Here is a 14,347-nt window from a genome sequence, read left to right as displayed (position 1 = left end):
GTTCTCGGCAATATCGCCAAGCTTGCGCGCGGCAAAGGTCGCCATCGACACATGGTCTTCCTGATTGGCGCTGGTAGGCAGGCTATCGACCGAGGCCGGATGGGCATGGGTCTTGTTCTCGGAAGCGAGCGCAGCGGCGGTCACATGGGCGATCATGAAGCCGGAATTGAGGCCGCCGTTGAGCACCAGGAAGGGCGGCAAGCCATTGCTGAGGGTGGCATCGATCAGCAGGCCGACGCGGCGCTCGGCGATGGCGCCGATTTCGCTGGCGGCAATGGCCAGCAGGTCGGCGACGATGGCCACCGGCTCGGCATGGAAGTTACCGCCGGACAGCACCTCTTCGGTATCGGAGAAGATCAGCGGATTGTCGGACACCCCGTTGGCCTCGGTCAGCAGCACGCGGGCGGCATGGCGGATATTGTCGAGGCAGGCCCCCATCACCTGCGGCTGGCAGCGCAGGCAGTAGGGGTCCTGCACCTTGGCGCAATGGGTGTGCGACTCGCGAATGGCGCTACCTTCGAGCAGGCCGCGCAGTGCTGCTGCCGCATCGATCTGGCCCTGATGGCCGCGCAGGGCATGGATGCGATGATCAAACGGCGTACTGGAGCCGGCAGCGGCATCCACCGACAAGGCGCCCGATACCAAGGCGGTGTTGAACAGGTCTTCGATCTTGAACAGATTGTGCAAGGCCAGGGCGGTGGATGCCTGGGTGCCATTGAGCACCGCCAGGCCTTCCTTGGCTGCCAGCTTCAGCGGCTCTACGCCAGCGGCAGCCAGGCCTTCCAAGGCGCTGGCGCGGCGGCCGGCGATAAATACTTCACCAACCCCGAGCAAGACGGCCGCCATATGGGCCAGCGGCGCCAGGTCACCCGAAGCACCGACCGAGCCCTTGACCGGAATCAGTGGCAATACATCGGCATTGAAGAGTTTGACCAGATTGTCGATGACGATAGGCCGCACGCCGGAAAAGCCACGACCGAGGCTGGACAGCTTCAGCACCATCAGCAAACGCACCACCGGTGCCGCCATCGGCTCACCCACGCCTACTGCGTGCGACAGCACCAGGTTGGTCTGCAGCTGCTCGAGCTGATCGTTCGGAATGCGGGTATTGGCGAGCAAGCCGAAACCGGTGTTGATGCCATAAGCGGCCTTGTCACGCGCCACAATCGCCTCGATGGTCTTGGCGCTCGCCTCGATGGCCGGCATGGCGGCCGGGTCGATCTGCAAGCGCAGCTGCCCCGCCTCGATGGCGCGCAGATGGGCTAGGGTGAGTTTTCCGGGCGTGAGTACAAGCGTTTGCATGGCGGCTCCACAGCATTGATCTTCTGAATGGGCGCAAGCCTAGCGCAATCGATTTGTATAGACAAGTTCAAATCAGCGGGGGCGACACCAGCTGCCACCCAACAACAAAAAGCCCAACACCTTGAACCACGGAGCGCGCAGAGGACACAGAGGTGGCACAGAGCAAAACCCGTAGTCTAGATGGAGCCGAAGGCGCAATCCGGGAATGAATGAACACTTGCGCCAAGCAAGGCGGCAAACTGTTGACAGGGGGCGAATTGACCCTGGATTGCGCTTCACTTCATCCGGCTAGCTGTTGGTAATGCCAGCAAAGCGTCACGTTTAACGTGGAGGGCTTGAGAATACGGATGCGCGCAGCGTACACAGGCCAGTGGCACTGGCCCCTGCATCAACGCGCTATTCGCAGCGCACCCCTACCCCGCGCAGCAAGGCGCGAGCCGCGCCCTGTACCAGATCGGGCAGCGGCTTGAGGCTTACCCAGGGCTCGTCGCCCAGCGTCATATGCAGGGCAATCAGGCCATGCAGGGTGCCCCAGAACATTTGCAGCAGCGCCTCGGCATCGCGCTGCTCAATGGCCGGGTCGCTCTCGATCAAGGCGGTAAACAGCTGCAGAGCGAGCGCATACGCGTCTTCATTCGGATTGCCCTGCTCGGCAGCCGACTCGGCCACCGCCACCGGCGGCGGCGGGTTGATGAATAAGCGGCGATAGTGCTCGGGCTGGGTCAGGGCAAAGCTGACAAAGGCATCGGCCATGGCCAGTACCGCCGCCGCCGGCGAGGCTGAAGCATCGACCGCATCGGCCAGATGGCGAGTCAATTCGGCAAAGTCTTCGTCGGCAATTACCCGCAGCAGATCGTCCTTGTCCTCGAACTGGCTGTAGATCACCGAGGTGGAATAGTCGATACGCGCGGCGATGGCGCGCACGGTCAGCGCTTCGTAGCCCGCTTCGGCGCACAGGCTGCGGGCGGCATCGATGATCTTGCGGCGCAGGGCTTCGCGCTCGCGTTGCCGACGTTCAGTGATGGACATGGGAGGCTTAAGGAATTCGAAAACGCTATTTCACCACTGCTTAAGCGTGGCGGGTAGGGGCGAGGCGGGCCGGGTACGGATTCGCAACCGGTCAGCCGCCAGCCATCCAGAAGAAATGATTCGACCTGAATCTGATTTACCCGGCGCTCGATGGCGATGATGAGCAGCCACCTCAGCGCCTGCATTCGCCCCGACACAAGTAGCCAGGCCAACCTCGTTCAATTCCACAAAACGAAACAATCTATTGTAATTAAAGCATATTCTTCTCTTTCGCAAAGTTCGGCAAAGTAGCGTCACTCCCAGCGATGCAGTGCGAACCGACTAGCTGGGTCCAACGCCACACTCGACCTGACTACCAAAGGACACATCATGAAAACCTTCGCCAAAATCACCGCCGCCCTCGCCCTTGCCGCAGCCATGAGCTCGGCCTTTGCCGCCACGCCGGTTACCAAGGATGGCGTTACCACCATCCATCTGACCGAATACAACGGCTACTTCGCAGCCAAAGAAACACTGACCGACCTCAAGCCAGGTGACTATGACTTTGTTGTCACCAACAAGGCCGGCAAGTTCGTCGGTTTCAATGTGCAGGACCAGAAGACCCATGAACTGCTGGGTGGATTCGGTTTGAATGACAACGAAACCAAGACGGTACGCGTCAAGGTGTCGGCCGACGGCTTCCGTTATCGCTGCCCGATCAATGTCACGCCGTGGTACGACGTGGACATGAGCAAGTAAGCCTGAATCAGACCAAGGTAAAAGCCGGTAGCGGTTCGTCCGCTCCGGCTTTTGCCTTGTCGGCTCTACGACGACAGTCGCCTACATCCGCACACCCACTTCCACCGCCACCACTCGTGGCGCGGTGAGGAAGCCATAGGGCGAGCCCAGCGCCTGTGCCAGGTTCTCGGTGCGGCTGACATAGCGCTTGTCGAACAGATTGCTGACCAGCAAGGCGGTGTGCCAGCGCTTGCCCGGTGCATCCCAGCGCAGGCGCAGGTCGCTGCGCTGCTGCGCTTCGCCCACGGTGAAGCGCGGAGTTTTTAGGCAGCGGCCTTGCGCTTCGGAATCATCATTGCAGCGCACCGCACTGGTCCAGGCGGTTTGCAGCGACAGACCAAGCTGGCCGCCCAGCACGTCCTGCCACAGATAATCGAGACCGGCACTGACATTCCAGTTCGGCGTTCCGGTGGGCTGGCCGCTCAGATTGCGGCCATTCGGTGTGACATTGTGGCCGTGCTGCTGGTCGATATATTCACCAGCCAGACTTAGCCGCAGCGCCCGGCTCGCCTGCCAGCGCAGGTCGAAGTCCACGCCATGCGCTTTCTGGTCGCCCACCGTCACCTGGTATTGCGGCACGCCGCTCTGGTTCACATTGACCAGATTCAGCGACTGCAGATTGCTGAAACGGTAGCTGAAGATCGAGGCATTGAGCTGCAAGCGGCTTTGCGGGAAGGTCTGTTTGATGCCCAGCTCATAGTTCCACACCGTTTCCGGGTCGAATTTGCTGCCGATCTGCTGCAAGGCGTTGTAACCGCCTGCCTGATAACCCTTGCTGACCGAGCCATACACCATGCTGTGCGCATCGAGATGGTAGTCGAGCACCAGGCGCGGGCTCAGGTCGCTCCAGCTATTACTGGCCTTAAGCGGCGCATTGCTGGCGCCAGGGCTGGTCAGCAGCTGGTTTTGCGTGAGAAAGCCCTGCAGCTGATCAGCCACTGCCTGCCCCATTTGCGCGGCAACCATCTGGTAAAAGCCTGCGGCGGTCAGCGCGGCATGGCCGGCATCAACCCCGGGCGCCACCCGCTGCGGCAGATACCAGCTGAAATCCTTGCTGTCGCGGGTATAGCGCAGGCCGGTAGTGAGGTTCCACGCCGGGCTCAGATGCCAGATCACATCGCCATAGGCAGCATAGGCGCGATTGTCGGCGACATTGTCCATGCGCTCGGCCCAACCGAGGCCGCGCAAATCAAGCCCCGCCAACTCCGCCACCGTGCTGAATACCGGCAGGCCGGCGGCATTGCCGGACAGGGTATCGAGCGTGCTGGTATTGGCATCGACCAGGCTGGCCTGCTCGGCATGCTCGGAAAACGCGCTGACACCGGCCACCCAGTCGGCCATGCCCTGCTTGCCGGCAAAGCGGAATTCCTGCTGCCAGCTGCGATTGCGCTCCAGATTGGCGGTAGATAGATACAGATCGGGCCGGTTGGTGCCGTCGTTATCCTGGCGATTATCCGAATGAAAGCGGCGGAAGGCGGTGGTCGACTTGAAATCGATGCCGGCGATATTGCGCTCGTAGCGCAAGGTCACCCCGTCGAAGATGCGACCCTCGTGATTGCCGACCGCATCGTTGTAAACCGGGGCATTGAATGGATCGACATAACTCGATGGCAGTGGCGGCACCACGGTCAGCCCCTTGCCCAGCGCCACCAGGCCCACGGCAGGCCGGGCTTTCTGATCGAGCTCTTCGTGCTCCCAGGCCAGCACCAGCTTGCCGGCACCATCGGGCTGGTACAGATAGCTGAGGCGGCTGCCCCAGTTCTTGGTCGGATTGAGCCGCTCGCCAGTGCCGGCATCGGTCAGCCAGCCATCGCTCTGCTGGCGTACGGCACTGAATCGCAGCGCCTGCTGCTCGCTCAAAGGCTGGTTCAGCAACACCTCCGCCTGACGCTCGCCATGCTGCCCCAGTCGCAGCCGGCCACTGGCGCTGCGCGCCAGGGTATCGGGCTCATTGCTGACAATCGCAATGGCGCCTGCCGCGCTATTGCGGCCGAACAGCGTGCCCTGCGGCCCCTTAAGCACCTCGATGCGCTGCACATCATTGAAATTCATCAGCGAGCCACCGGTCTTGCCGGTGGCCACACCATCCACATACACACCGACCGGCGAATCGGTACCGATGCCAAAGTCGCTAGCGCCAAGGCCGCGCAAGCTGAAGTCAGGCTGGGTGGCCTGCACCGCATTGATGGTCAGGCCCGGAATATAGCCATTCATATCGGCCAGATTGGTGGCGCCGAGCTTTTCCACCGATTCGCGGGTCAGCACCTGCAAGGGAATCGGCACCGCCTGCGACTGCTGGCTACGGCTCTGCGCGGTCACGGTAATCGCCTCCACGCTGACAGCTTCTTCGGCTATCGCGACTTGCCCCAGGCCCAGCAGGGCCAGGCTGACAGCCAGCGGCTGCTTGCGGAATTTCATGTCTGCTCCTTTTTTTGATTGGAATGTCAGGCGATCGCCGCCGCCCGGATAGTGAATGCGCCGTACTGGTATCGCGTTTGCTGCTTGCACCTGTGCCACGAGGTGCTGGGGATGGGCATCTGCGTGCCCTTGCCTGCCTCCTCACTCTGCCCTCACCCCTGCCCCTCTCCCGCTTGCGGGAGAGGGTGAGCCCTTAATTGACCGAGAAGGTCCGGCTGCTGCCGCTCAGGCCATTGATCTGGCCGTTCCAGCCGTTCTTGTAGTCGCCGTAATGCACGATGCGGTACTGGCCGGGTACGGCGTCGGCGGGAATCTTCCAGCTGATGCGCGCTTGCGAGGTGCCCCACACCGCATCGATACGCACCCAGCGGTAAATGGTGTCGTAGCTGTCGTCATCGGCCACCCGCTGCCAGCCATTGCCATTCCAGCGCTCCACACTGAGGAAGGTGTCGCCGCGACGCAGATTGTTTTTCGGGTGACCGGTCCAGAACCACACCTCCACCGTCTGGCCGCGCGCATAGGCAGCGCCGGCATCGCGCTCCAGCTGGCCAAAGCGTTTGAAGATCGGCGTGTTATCGAGCACCACGCCGGTTTGCAGGCTGGTCTGCTTGCCGCTCAAATCGCGCGGGCTGGGGCCGGCATCGACCGGCTTGCCGTCACGCAAAGCCACCGCCAGATCGTGGTAGAGCTGCTGGTAAGCCGGCTGGGTCCAGCGACCAAAGTGGGTGGATGCGCCTTCGTAGTGCTGGGCGTCATATTCCTCCGGCGTGGCGATATAGCCGGAATAGGCATTGGCATAGCCGGCAAAGATCACATTGTCGAAAGGAATACCCAGCGTCTGCGCCACCGTCTCACGGATGCGCCGGCCGCTCATGATGGTGAATTCACCCGGCGCCGCCACAATCGCCAGCTGGCCCAGCCGCGTCAGCGATACCGGCAGCACCTCGGGCGTCCACGGATAGGGCTTTTGCAAGCCGGTGGCGATCAGGATGGGCTTGGGCGCCTGGCAGTTCTGCACCTCGGGCGGCGCGCCGAACAATACCGTGCCCAGCTGGGCCAGGAAGGGGTTGGCCTGCAAATCGCCCTCGGTAAATCCAACCTCGCCACGACCATCCTCGGTACCAGCACCAAAGGCGCGACCCACTGCTGCCGGGCAGGTGCTGTGCACTGCACCGGCAGCGAACTCTGGCCGCACCGACACCCGCGACATATCGACATATTGCTGCCGGTAGTCGATCGGCCCGCTCACCACTTCGCTGGCGCTATTGAATACCTGCAAGGCGCGCTGCGCCTGCCGCTCGCCGATGATGCGGGTGTTTTCGAATTCATCGGCGGTCGGGCCATTGCCGTTCAGCCACAGATTCGGTGTCATATCGCCGGCATTGCCCTGGGCAAAGGCGGCAATAAAGTCGCGCTGGCCTTGCTTGCCGAACACCTGCTTCTCGACGTATTGCTCGGCATAGCCTTTGTTGTCGCTGGAAACCAGCGGATTGCTGTTGTGCATCGACACGCCATGGGTGGCAAACCAGCTGATCAGGCCGACATCGCGCCCACCCTGGCTGAAGCGCAGCACTGTCATGCTCGGGTCGACGCTGTACTGCCAGCGGCTGCGCTCCCCGCCCGGATTGCGCTCATAGGCCGGCAGCGAGCGATTGATGCTGGCATCGAGCAACTGGCCATGCCCCACCTTGATATCGCCCGGCCGCACATCGGCATCGGCCGCTGCAATCGACTCCACAATGCCATCGACAATGGCATTGAAGGTTCGGGCGTTGTAGCCCAGGGTGGTGAAGTTATACAGCGCGTAGTGCGAAAAACCGCCGGGGCCGGAATGGGTATGGGTGGCCGCCAGAATCACGTTCTCGCGGCCATAGCGATTACCGAAACGCGCCTGCAGGCGCGCCAGCACCGCCTGATGCACGCCCTGGAACACCATGCCCAAGTCGTTGTTGACGAACACCACCCGTCGGCCGCTGTCCTGGTCCACCACCACAAAGGCGCGCGCCCACTGCCGCATATGGATGCCGGCGGTTTTCTGGTCGAGCTTGGCATAACCCATCATGCCCACCTCGGCCGCTTCGCCGGTGATATCAGCCTTGCCGCGTCCTACCAGATAGCCTGCCTGCGCCGGCAGCACCGCCAGTACTGCCGCCGTCGCCGCCAACCACCTTGCTGCCCCACCCGTGAATCCATTCTGCTTGCTTGCGCGCTGCATGATGTTTCTCCTTTGTGCGGTGTTGTAACGATGTTATGCGACCGAAGCACCTCGCTTGTCAAAAGCAAAATAGCTACTGATATTCAATGTGTTGTTATAAACACTCATGCTGCAATACAGCATGAAAAACGCCGAATCACTCATTGCGATATTTCACGTAACAGCGTTACATTCAGTGAGCACAACAAGCGGCAAGCCAGGCAAAACCGAAGCTCAAGCCGCGGCAAAGGCAGACACACAGAGACATACAAGGCGCAAGCGGCAGCAGGCAGCAAGCGCTTCAAACCGGTAAAGGAGGGCGCTAATGCAGCAGCGATATGACGCAATCGTGATCGGCGCAGGGGTGGGTGGCGCCAATGCCGCCCTGGTACTGGCGCAAGCCGGTCTGCGCTGCCTGGTGCTGGAGGCCGGGCGCTATCGCTCGCGCCTCGACTACCCGCGCGGCGAGCTCGATGGCAATGCCCAGCTGTTCTGGAATGGCGGGCTGGAGCTGAACCAGCAGGCTGATCTGGCCCTGCTGCGTGCCAAGGTGGTAGGCGGCGGCTCCATCGTCAATCAGGCCTTGCTCGACGAATTCGACGATATTGCCTGGGACGACTGGCAGGCGCGCAGCGGCGTATCAAGCCTGTCGGCCCGCGCCATGGCGCCGTGGTATGCGCAGGCGCGCGCGGCACTGAAGATCGAGGCAGTGCCCTTGGCCCATGCCAACCGCAATGCCGCACTATTCAAGCAGGGCTTCGATGCCTGCGGCTACCAGTGCGCACCCTTGCAGCGCGGCCAGGCCGGCTGCCGGCATGAAGAAGGCAATGATTGCATCGAATGCCTGTATGGCTGCCGCATCGACAGCAAGCAATCGACCCCGCTGACCAGCTTGCAGCGCGCCCTGCAGGCCGGCGCGCAATTGCTGAGCGAGTGCGAGGTGGAAGGGCTGAGCGAGTCAAACGATGGCGTTCAGGTGCAGGCGCGGCTGGCCGATGGGCGCGCACTCACCCTGCACAGCCAGCGTCTGGTGCTGGCGGCTGGCACCCTGGGAACCAGCAGCCTGCTGCTCAAGGGCGGCTGGCAGGCACGCTTGCCGGCGCTGGGCCAGGGCTTTTACTGCCATCCGCAATACATGTATTTCGCCCGCTACCGTGAGCCGGTCGACGCACAGCGCGGCCCCTTCCAGGCGTATAAATCCGACGACCCCGGCTTTCGCGCCCAGGGCTTCAAGCTGGAAAACGTGTTCTCGCCGCCGATCGGCACCGCTCTGCTGCTGCCGGGCCACGGCAAGGCACACCAGCAATGGCTGCGCCAGCAGCGCCATTTCGCCTGCATCGAGGTGGCGGTACGCGACCAACACCCGGGCCGGCTCAGTTGGCATGACGGCCGTTTGCACATCGACAAGTCGCTCGATCGCGAAGACCGGCGCCGCGCCAAAGCCGGGCAGACGGCGGTCGAGCAGATTTTCCGCGCCACCGGCGCCGAGGCGATCCTGCCCGGTCGCTTTGGTATCGGCCTGCATCTGATGGGCGGCCTGCGCCTCGCCAGCAACCCCGAGCGCGGCTGTGTCGGCGAAGACTTCCGCCTGTTCGGCAGCCGGCGCATTCATGTGGCCGATGCCAGCCTGTTCCCCAGCGCGCCCGGCATCAACCCCTCGCTCACCATCATGGCGCTGGCGCGGCAAGCCGGCCAGCGGCTATTGGAGTCCCTGCCATGAAGCGCGACCTCCCGCTTGGCCTCACCCGGCGCAGCCGTTTTTTCAGCGACCGTCAGCTGCAGGGCCTGGAACGCCTTGGCGATGGTTATTGCCCCGGCGATGACGTACTGCCCAGCTTTTCGGCCAGCGGCGCCGCCGCCGAAATCGACCGCATGGCCATGGCCATGAGCCAGCGCGACCGCGCCGATCTTGGCCTCTTGTTATCGCTATGCGCCAGCCTGCCCAAGCCGGCGCTGGCCGCCTTGCGCACCATGCTGGATCAAGCCGACCGACTCGGCGACTGGGCGGCCGGCCTGCGCCTGGCGCGCCTCGGTGCTGCCGGCGTGGTGTACAGCCTGTATTACGGCTTCGCCGGGCCGGGCGGCACGCAAGTGCGCCAGGGCATAGGCTGGGATGCCGCCATTCGAACCACCTTGCCGGGAGAACCGACCATGAACCAGCTAGTCCGCGACGCCATGCCTGCCATTGCTACCGATGTTCCCGCCCTATTTGCCCGCGCCCGCGCCGCCCAAACCACCATTGCCGCCTTGCCGCTGGCGCAGCGCCTCGCTCTATTGGACAAGCTGGGTGAGGTGATCCTGCGGCGGCGCGAGGAAATCATCGAACGGGTGATGCGCGAAACCGGCAAGTGCGCCACCGACGCCCTGCTCGGCGAAATCTTCGCCGTCGTCGACAATTTCGAATACCTGCGCAAGCACGCGGCAAAGCTGCTGGCAGACCAGACCCGACCGACACCGCTGGCCATGCTCGGCAAGCGCTCGCAAGTCTGGTACGAGCCGCTAGGCACCATCCTGGTGATTGCACCGTGGAACTACCCGTTCTACCAAGCCATCGTGCCGCTGAGCATTGCCTTTGCCGCCGGCAATGCAGTGGTGCACAAGCCATCGGAATTCACCCCGCTGACTGGCCTGGTCGAGTCGCTGCTGGCCGAAGCCGGCTTTGCGCCTGACTGGGTGCAGGTGGCCTATGGCGACGGCAGCATCGGCGCGGCCTGCCTCGCCGAGCGCCCCGGCAAGCTGTTCTTTACCGGCAGTGTCGCCACCGGCCGCAAAGTTGCGAGCCAGGCCGGCGAATTGCTGGTGCCGGTGGAGCTGGAACTGGGCGGCAAGGACCCGATGCTGGTGTTTGACGACGCCAATCTGGAGCGGGCGGTGGCCGGCGCCATGTGGGGCGCGTTTACCAATAGCGGGCAGAGCTGCACCTCGATCGAACGCTGCTTCGTGCAGCGCGGCCTGTATGACCGTTTTGTCACCCGGCTGGTACAAGCTACCGAGGCACTGACCCTGGGCAGCGGCCCGGACGCCGATATCGGGCGCATGACCACCCCGGCGCAGATCAGCATCGTGCGCCAGCATCTGGATGACGCACTGGCCCGTGGCGCGCGCCAGCTCACCGGCAAACACTGGGACGGCATCAGCGCCGACATCCCGCCTATCGTCCTCACCGGTGTGCGTAGCGACATGCTGGTGATGCGCGCAGAAACCTTCGGCCCCTTGCTGCCGGTGATGGCGTTCGATAGCGAGGCCGAGGCGATAGCACTGGCCAATGACAGCGAATACGGTCTGTCGGCCTGCGTGTGGACCGCCGACACGGCGCGCGCGCGCCGGGTGGCGCGGCAGTTGCAGGTCGGCAATGTGTCGATCAACAACCATATGATCACCGAGGGCAACCATGCCCTGCCCTTCGGCGGCACCAAGCACAGCGGTATCGGCCGCTGCAAGGGCGAAGAAGGCTTGCGCAGCTTCTGCAATACCAAGGCGGTAATGGTGGATGGCAATAGCAGCAAGATCGAAGCCAACTGGTATCCGTTTACCGAGGAAAAATACCGCCTGCTCGACCGGCTCACCCTGGCCAGCCGCCTGCGCGGGATCAGCGATCTGCTGCGCTTTGCCATGGCTGGCTTGCCGCTGGAAAGCCTGGCCAACCGGCTTGGGCGCAAGGGGCGTGACGCATGAGCGAGCGCTATGCCGAGCTGATCGACGCCATCGCCGGCCAGCCGCTGCCACAGGCGCTGATCGATCTCGATGCCTTCGACGCCAATCTGGCCGCCGTCGCCCAGCGCGCTGCCGGCAAGCCGATTCGTCTTGCCAGCAAATCCTTGCGGGTGCCGGCCCTGCTGCGGCGGGCACTGGACTATGGCCCGGCCTACCGTGGCATCCTCGCTTTCAGCCTGATCGAAGCGGTCGGCCTGTGGCGACAGGGCTTTGACGATATCGTGGTGGCTTACCCCAGCTGCCAGCCAGCCGCCCTCGCTCAGCTGGCGCAAGCGGTGGCGACCGGCGCAAACATCGTGGCCATGGCGGACTGCAGCAGCCACCTGGGTGCCTTGCAGGCAGCCGCCGAAGCCGCCAATACCCGCCTGCCCATCGCCTTCGATCTGGATATGAGCATGGATTTACCCGGCCTGCGCTTCGGCGTGTATCGCTCGCCGCTCGATAGCGCCGACAAGGTGATGGCACTCCATGGCGAGCTGGCTCGCTATCAACGGCTGCAGCTGGTCGGCGTGATGGGCTACGAGGCGCAAATTGCCGGCCTGGGCGACGCAGTGCCCGGCAAGGGCCTGGAAAATCTGGCAGTGCGCGCACTCAAGCAGTGGGCGATTCCGCGCATTGCGGCACGCCGCCAGGCCATGGTCGATGCATTGCGCAGCGCAGGCGCCGAATTACGATTCGTCAATGGCGGCGGTAGCGGCAGCATCGAATCCACCGGGCAGGATCGCAGCGTCAGCGAATTCGGCCTCGGCTCTGCCCTGTATACGCCAACCCTATTCGACCAATACCGCGCCTTTCGCCATCTTCCGGCGGCCTTTTTCGCGCTGGAAGCATGCCGGCGCAGCGATGCCAGCCATCTGACCTGCCAGGGCGGCGGCTATATCGGCTCGGGCGCCAGCAGTCGCCATAAGCTGCCGACGCCGGTGTGGCCGGCCGGCCTACAGCTGGAAGGCAATGAGGGCGCAGGAGAAGTGCAAACACCCGTGACAGGCGCCGCTCCGTATCCGATCGGCCACGCCATCCTGTTTCGCCCGGCCAAGGCGGGTGAATTCCTGGATCGCTTTGCCGAGGTGGCGTGCATTGCAGGCCAGCGGGCAGTCGAGCGTATGCCCACCTATCGCGGCCTGGGCTGGTGTCTGTTTTAGCCATTCGATGCAAGTCCGAATGCAAGGCGGCATAGGCAGACATCGGTCGAAGCACAGCAAAGAGAAACGCCACCGCATTCCGGTGGCGTTTGCTTGAGCCAGACCAGCTCAATTACTTCTTGGCCGGTGGCGAGGTCTTGCCGCCTTCCTTCTCGCAGGTACCTTTGGCGACGTACTTCCACTCGGCAGGACCGTTATCAGCCTTGGCCTGGCCGGCGCAGGAATGCGAGCCATCGGCCGCTGCGCAATCATTCTTGCCTGCCTTGGCAATGCCGTAGCATTTTTCCTTGTCACCCGCTGCCATGGCGGCCGGACCTGCGGCAATCAAGGCGGCAATCGCGCCGGCAATCATCACTTGCTGTTTGTTCATCGCATGCTCCTGAAGGGGATTGAGTGGTTACAGCCCGTTCAGCATAGTGCAGGTGACAAAGTTTGCCGGCCGATGCGCCCGTACTATTCGGCAAGCTCATCCTCGCTGACCGCCGGCGCCTCGAATCGCGGACGCCTGCCGACCAGCACATTGAGCGCCTGCGCCTTGCCCTGACGCATCACCTTGACCGCAGCCGGCTTGCCCGGCGGCAGGCCGGCAATCAGGTTCTGCATGGCGATGGTGTCGGCCACCGGGCTACCCGCCACTTCCAGCAAGATATCGCCGGGCTTGATGCCGGCCTTCTCGGCCGGACCGCCGCGCACCACGCCGCCGATCAGCGCGCCTTGTGCGCTATCGAGCTTGAACGAGGCGGCCAGCTCTGGCGTCAGATCCTGGGTTTCGATGCCGATCCAGCCGCGCGTGACCGAGCCATCGCGGATGATCTGCTCCATCACCTGCTTCACCGTGCTGGCGGGAATGGCAAACCCGATACCCATGCTGCCGCCGGTGCGCGAATAAATGGCACTGTTGATACCGATCAGATTCCCGCTGGCATCGACCAGCGCGCCACCGGAGTTACCCGGATTGATCGCCGCATCGGTCTGGATGAAGTTTTCATAGGTATTGATACCGAAGCCGTTGCGACCCAGCGCCGACACGATACCCATGGTGACGGTCTGCCCGACACCGAAGGGATTGCCGATCGCCAGCACCACATCGCCGACACCGAGCTTGTCGACCTGGCCAAAGGTAATGCCGGGCAGCTTGTCGACATGGATGCGGATAACCGCCAGATCGGTATCGGGGTCGGTGCCGACCACCGTGGCATTGGCGGTGCGGCCATCTGACAGCGCCACCTGGATCTCGTCGGCAGAGGCCACCACATGGTTATTGGTGACGATATAACCTTCGCTGGACACGATGACCCCCGAGCCGAGGCTGGAGGTGCGCTGATTGTCCTGCCCATCAAAGCGGTCACCGAAAAAACGCCGCAACAGGGGGTCGCTGAGCAGCGGATGCCGTTTGCGCTTGATTTCCTTGCTGGTATAGATATTCACCACACTGGGCATGGCGTGGCGCACGGCGTCGCGATAGCTGGCCGGCGTGGCAGCCGGTGTGGCAACGGGTGCGCTGGCCTGGGTGAGCGTCACTACTTCGGCAACATGCTTGGGCAACCAAGTGGGCTTGAGCAAGGTCAGCAGGAACCACAGTGCCAGGCCTGCCGTAGTGGTTTGTGCGAAAATCAGCCAGAGTTTTTTCATCAGCATGGCACGCCGTCAGGCGGCCTTATCAGGATCGGATCAATGTTGCTACGCGAGCTGGAAAAGTATACCGGACAACTGCTGCAGGCTGACCGATTCAAGGATTACGCCCCAAATGGCCTGCAAGTGGAAGGTCGCC

General features: G+C 63.1%; 10 protein-coding genes. 4 read left to right on the top strand and 6 right to left on the bottom strand.

Going from position 1 to position 14,347, the window contains the following annotated elements; translation table 11 throughout:
- On the bottom strand, positions 1-1,302 hold a 1,302-nt coding region (hutH, locus tag ACE3OH_RS11230), incomplete at its 3' end, for a histidine ammonia-lyase (RefSeq protein ID WP_374352215.1).
- Positions 1,303-1,698: 396 nt separating this feature from the next.
- Positions 1,699-2,331 carry a TetR/AcrR family transcriptional regulator gene (locus ACE3OH_RS11225; RefSeq protein ID WP_374352212.1) on the bottom strand — a complete coding sequence of 211 codons (633 nt, stop codon included), beginning with the start codon at positions 2,329-2,331 and terminating at the stop codon, positions 1,699-1,701.
- Positions 2,332-2,700: 369 nt separating this feature from the next.
- On the opposite strand from ACE3OH_RS11225, the gene ACE3OH_RS11220 reads away from it, so the two are divergent.
- Entirely contained in the window at positions 2,701-3,069 is a 369-nt protein-coding gene (locus ACE3OH_RS11220) for a hypothetical protein (protein ID WP_374352209.1), read from the top strand.
- Between the two features lie 81 nt (positions 3,070-3,150).
- Here ACE3OH_RS11220 and ACE3OH_RS11215 read toward each other — a convergent pair whose 3' ends face one another.
- Together ACE3OH_RS11215 and ACE3OH_RS11210 are read right to left on the bottom strand one after the other, a co-directional pair.
- Complete coding sequence (locus ACE3OH_RS11215; protein ID WP_374352206.1) at positions 3,151-5,526, bottom strand: TonB-dependent receptor; 2,376 nt, start codon at positions 5,524-5,526, stop codon at positions 3,151-3,153.
- 193 nt (positions 5,527-5,719) lie between these two features.
- Positions 5,720-7,741 (bottom strand): neutral/alkaline ceramidase, encoded by a 2,022-nt coding sequence (locus ACE3OH_RS11210; RefSeq protein WP_374352203.1) that lies wholly within the window; start codon positions 7,739-7,741, stop codon positions 5,720-5,722.
- A gap of 304 nt (positions 7,742-8,045) precedes the next feature.
- On the opposite strand from ACE3OH_RS11210, the gene ACE3OH_RS11205 reads away from it, so the two are divergent.
- The 3 genes from ACE3OH_RS11205 to ACE3OH_RS11195 are packed head-to-tail and all read left to right on the top strand — an operon-like array spanning position 8,046 to position 12,576.
- Positions 8,046-9,440: a GMC family oxidoreductase N-terminal domain-containing protein gene (locus ACE3OH_RS11205; protein ID WP_374352200.1), complete on the top strand. Its 1,395-nt coding sequence runs from the start codon at positions 8,046-8,048 to the stop codon at positions 9,438-9,440.
- Complete coding sequence (locus ACE3OH_RS11200) at positions 9,437-11,395, top strand: aldehyde dehydrogenase family protein (protein ID WP_374352197.1); 1,959 nt, start codon at positions 9,437-9,439, stop codon at positions 11,393-11,395. Before ACE3OH_RS11205 ends, ACE3OH_RS11200 begins: the two co-directional genes overlap by 4 nt.
- Positions 11,392-12,576 carry an alanine racemase gene (locus ACE3OH_RS11195; protein ID WP_374352194.1) on the top strand — a complete coding sequence of 395 codons (1,185 nt, stop codon included), beginning with the start codon at positions 11,392-11,394 and terminating at the stop codon, positions 12,574-12,576. Before ACE3OH_RS11200 ends, ACE3OH_RS11195 begins: the two co-directional genes overlap by 4 nt.
- 112 nt (positions 12,577-12,688) lie before the next feature.
- Here the strand turns inward: ACE3OH_RS11195 and ACE3OH_RS11190 are convergent, their stop codons facing one another.
- Together ACE3OH_RS11190 and ACE3OH_RS11185 are read right to left on the bottom strand one after the other, a co-directional pair.
- Positions 12,689-12,946: a DUF2282 domain-containing protein gene (locus tag ACE3OH_RS11190; protein WP_374352191.1), complete on the bottom strand. Its 258-nt coding sequence runs from the start codon at positions 12,944-12,946 to the stop codon at positions 12,689-12,691.
- Positions 12,947-13,029: 83 nt separating this feature from the next.
- A complete protein-coding gene (locus ACE3OH_RS11185; protein ID WP_374352188.1) occupies positions 13,030-14,208 on the bottom strand; it encodes a Do family serine endopeptidase in 1,179 nt (392 codons plus the stop codon).
- Positions 14,209-14,347 lie beyond the last annotated feature (139 nt).

The sequence above is a fragment of the Chitinimonas sp. genome (assembly GCF_041904975.1).
Classification (GTDB): domain Bacteria; phylum Pseudomonadota; class Gammaproteobacteria; order Burkholderiales; family Chitinimonadaceae; genus Chitinimonas.
This window is presented reverse-complemented; position numbering and strand designations above follow the sequence as displayed.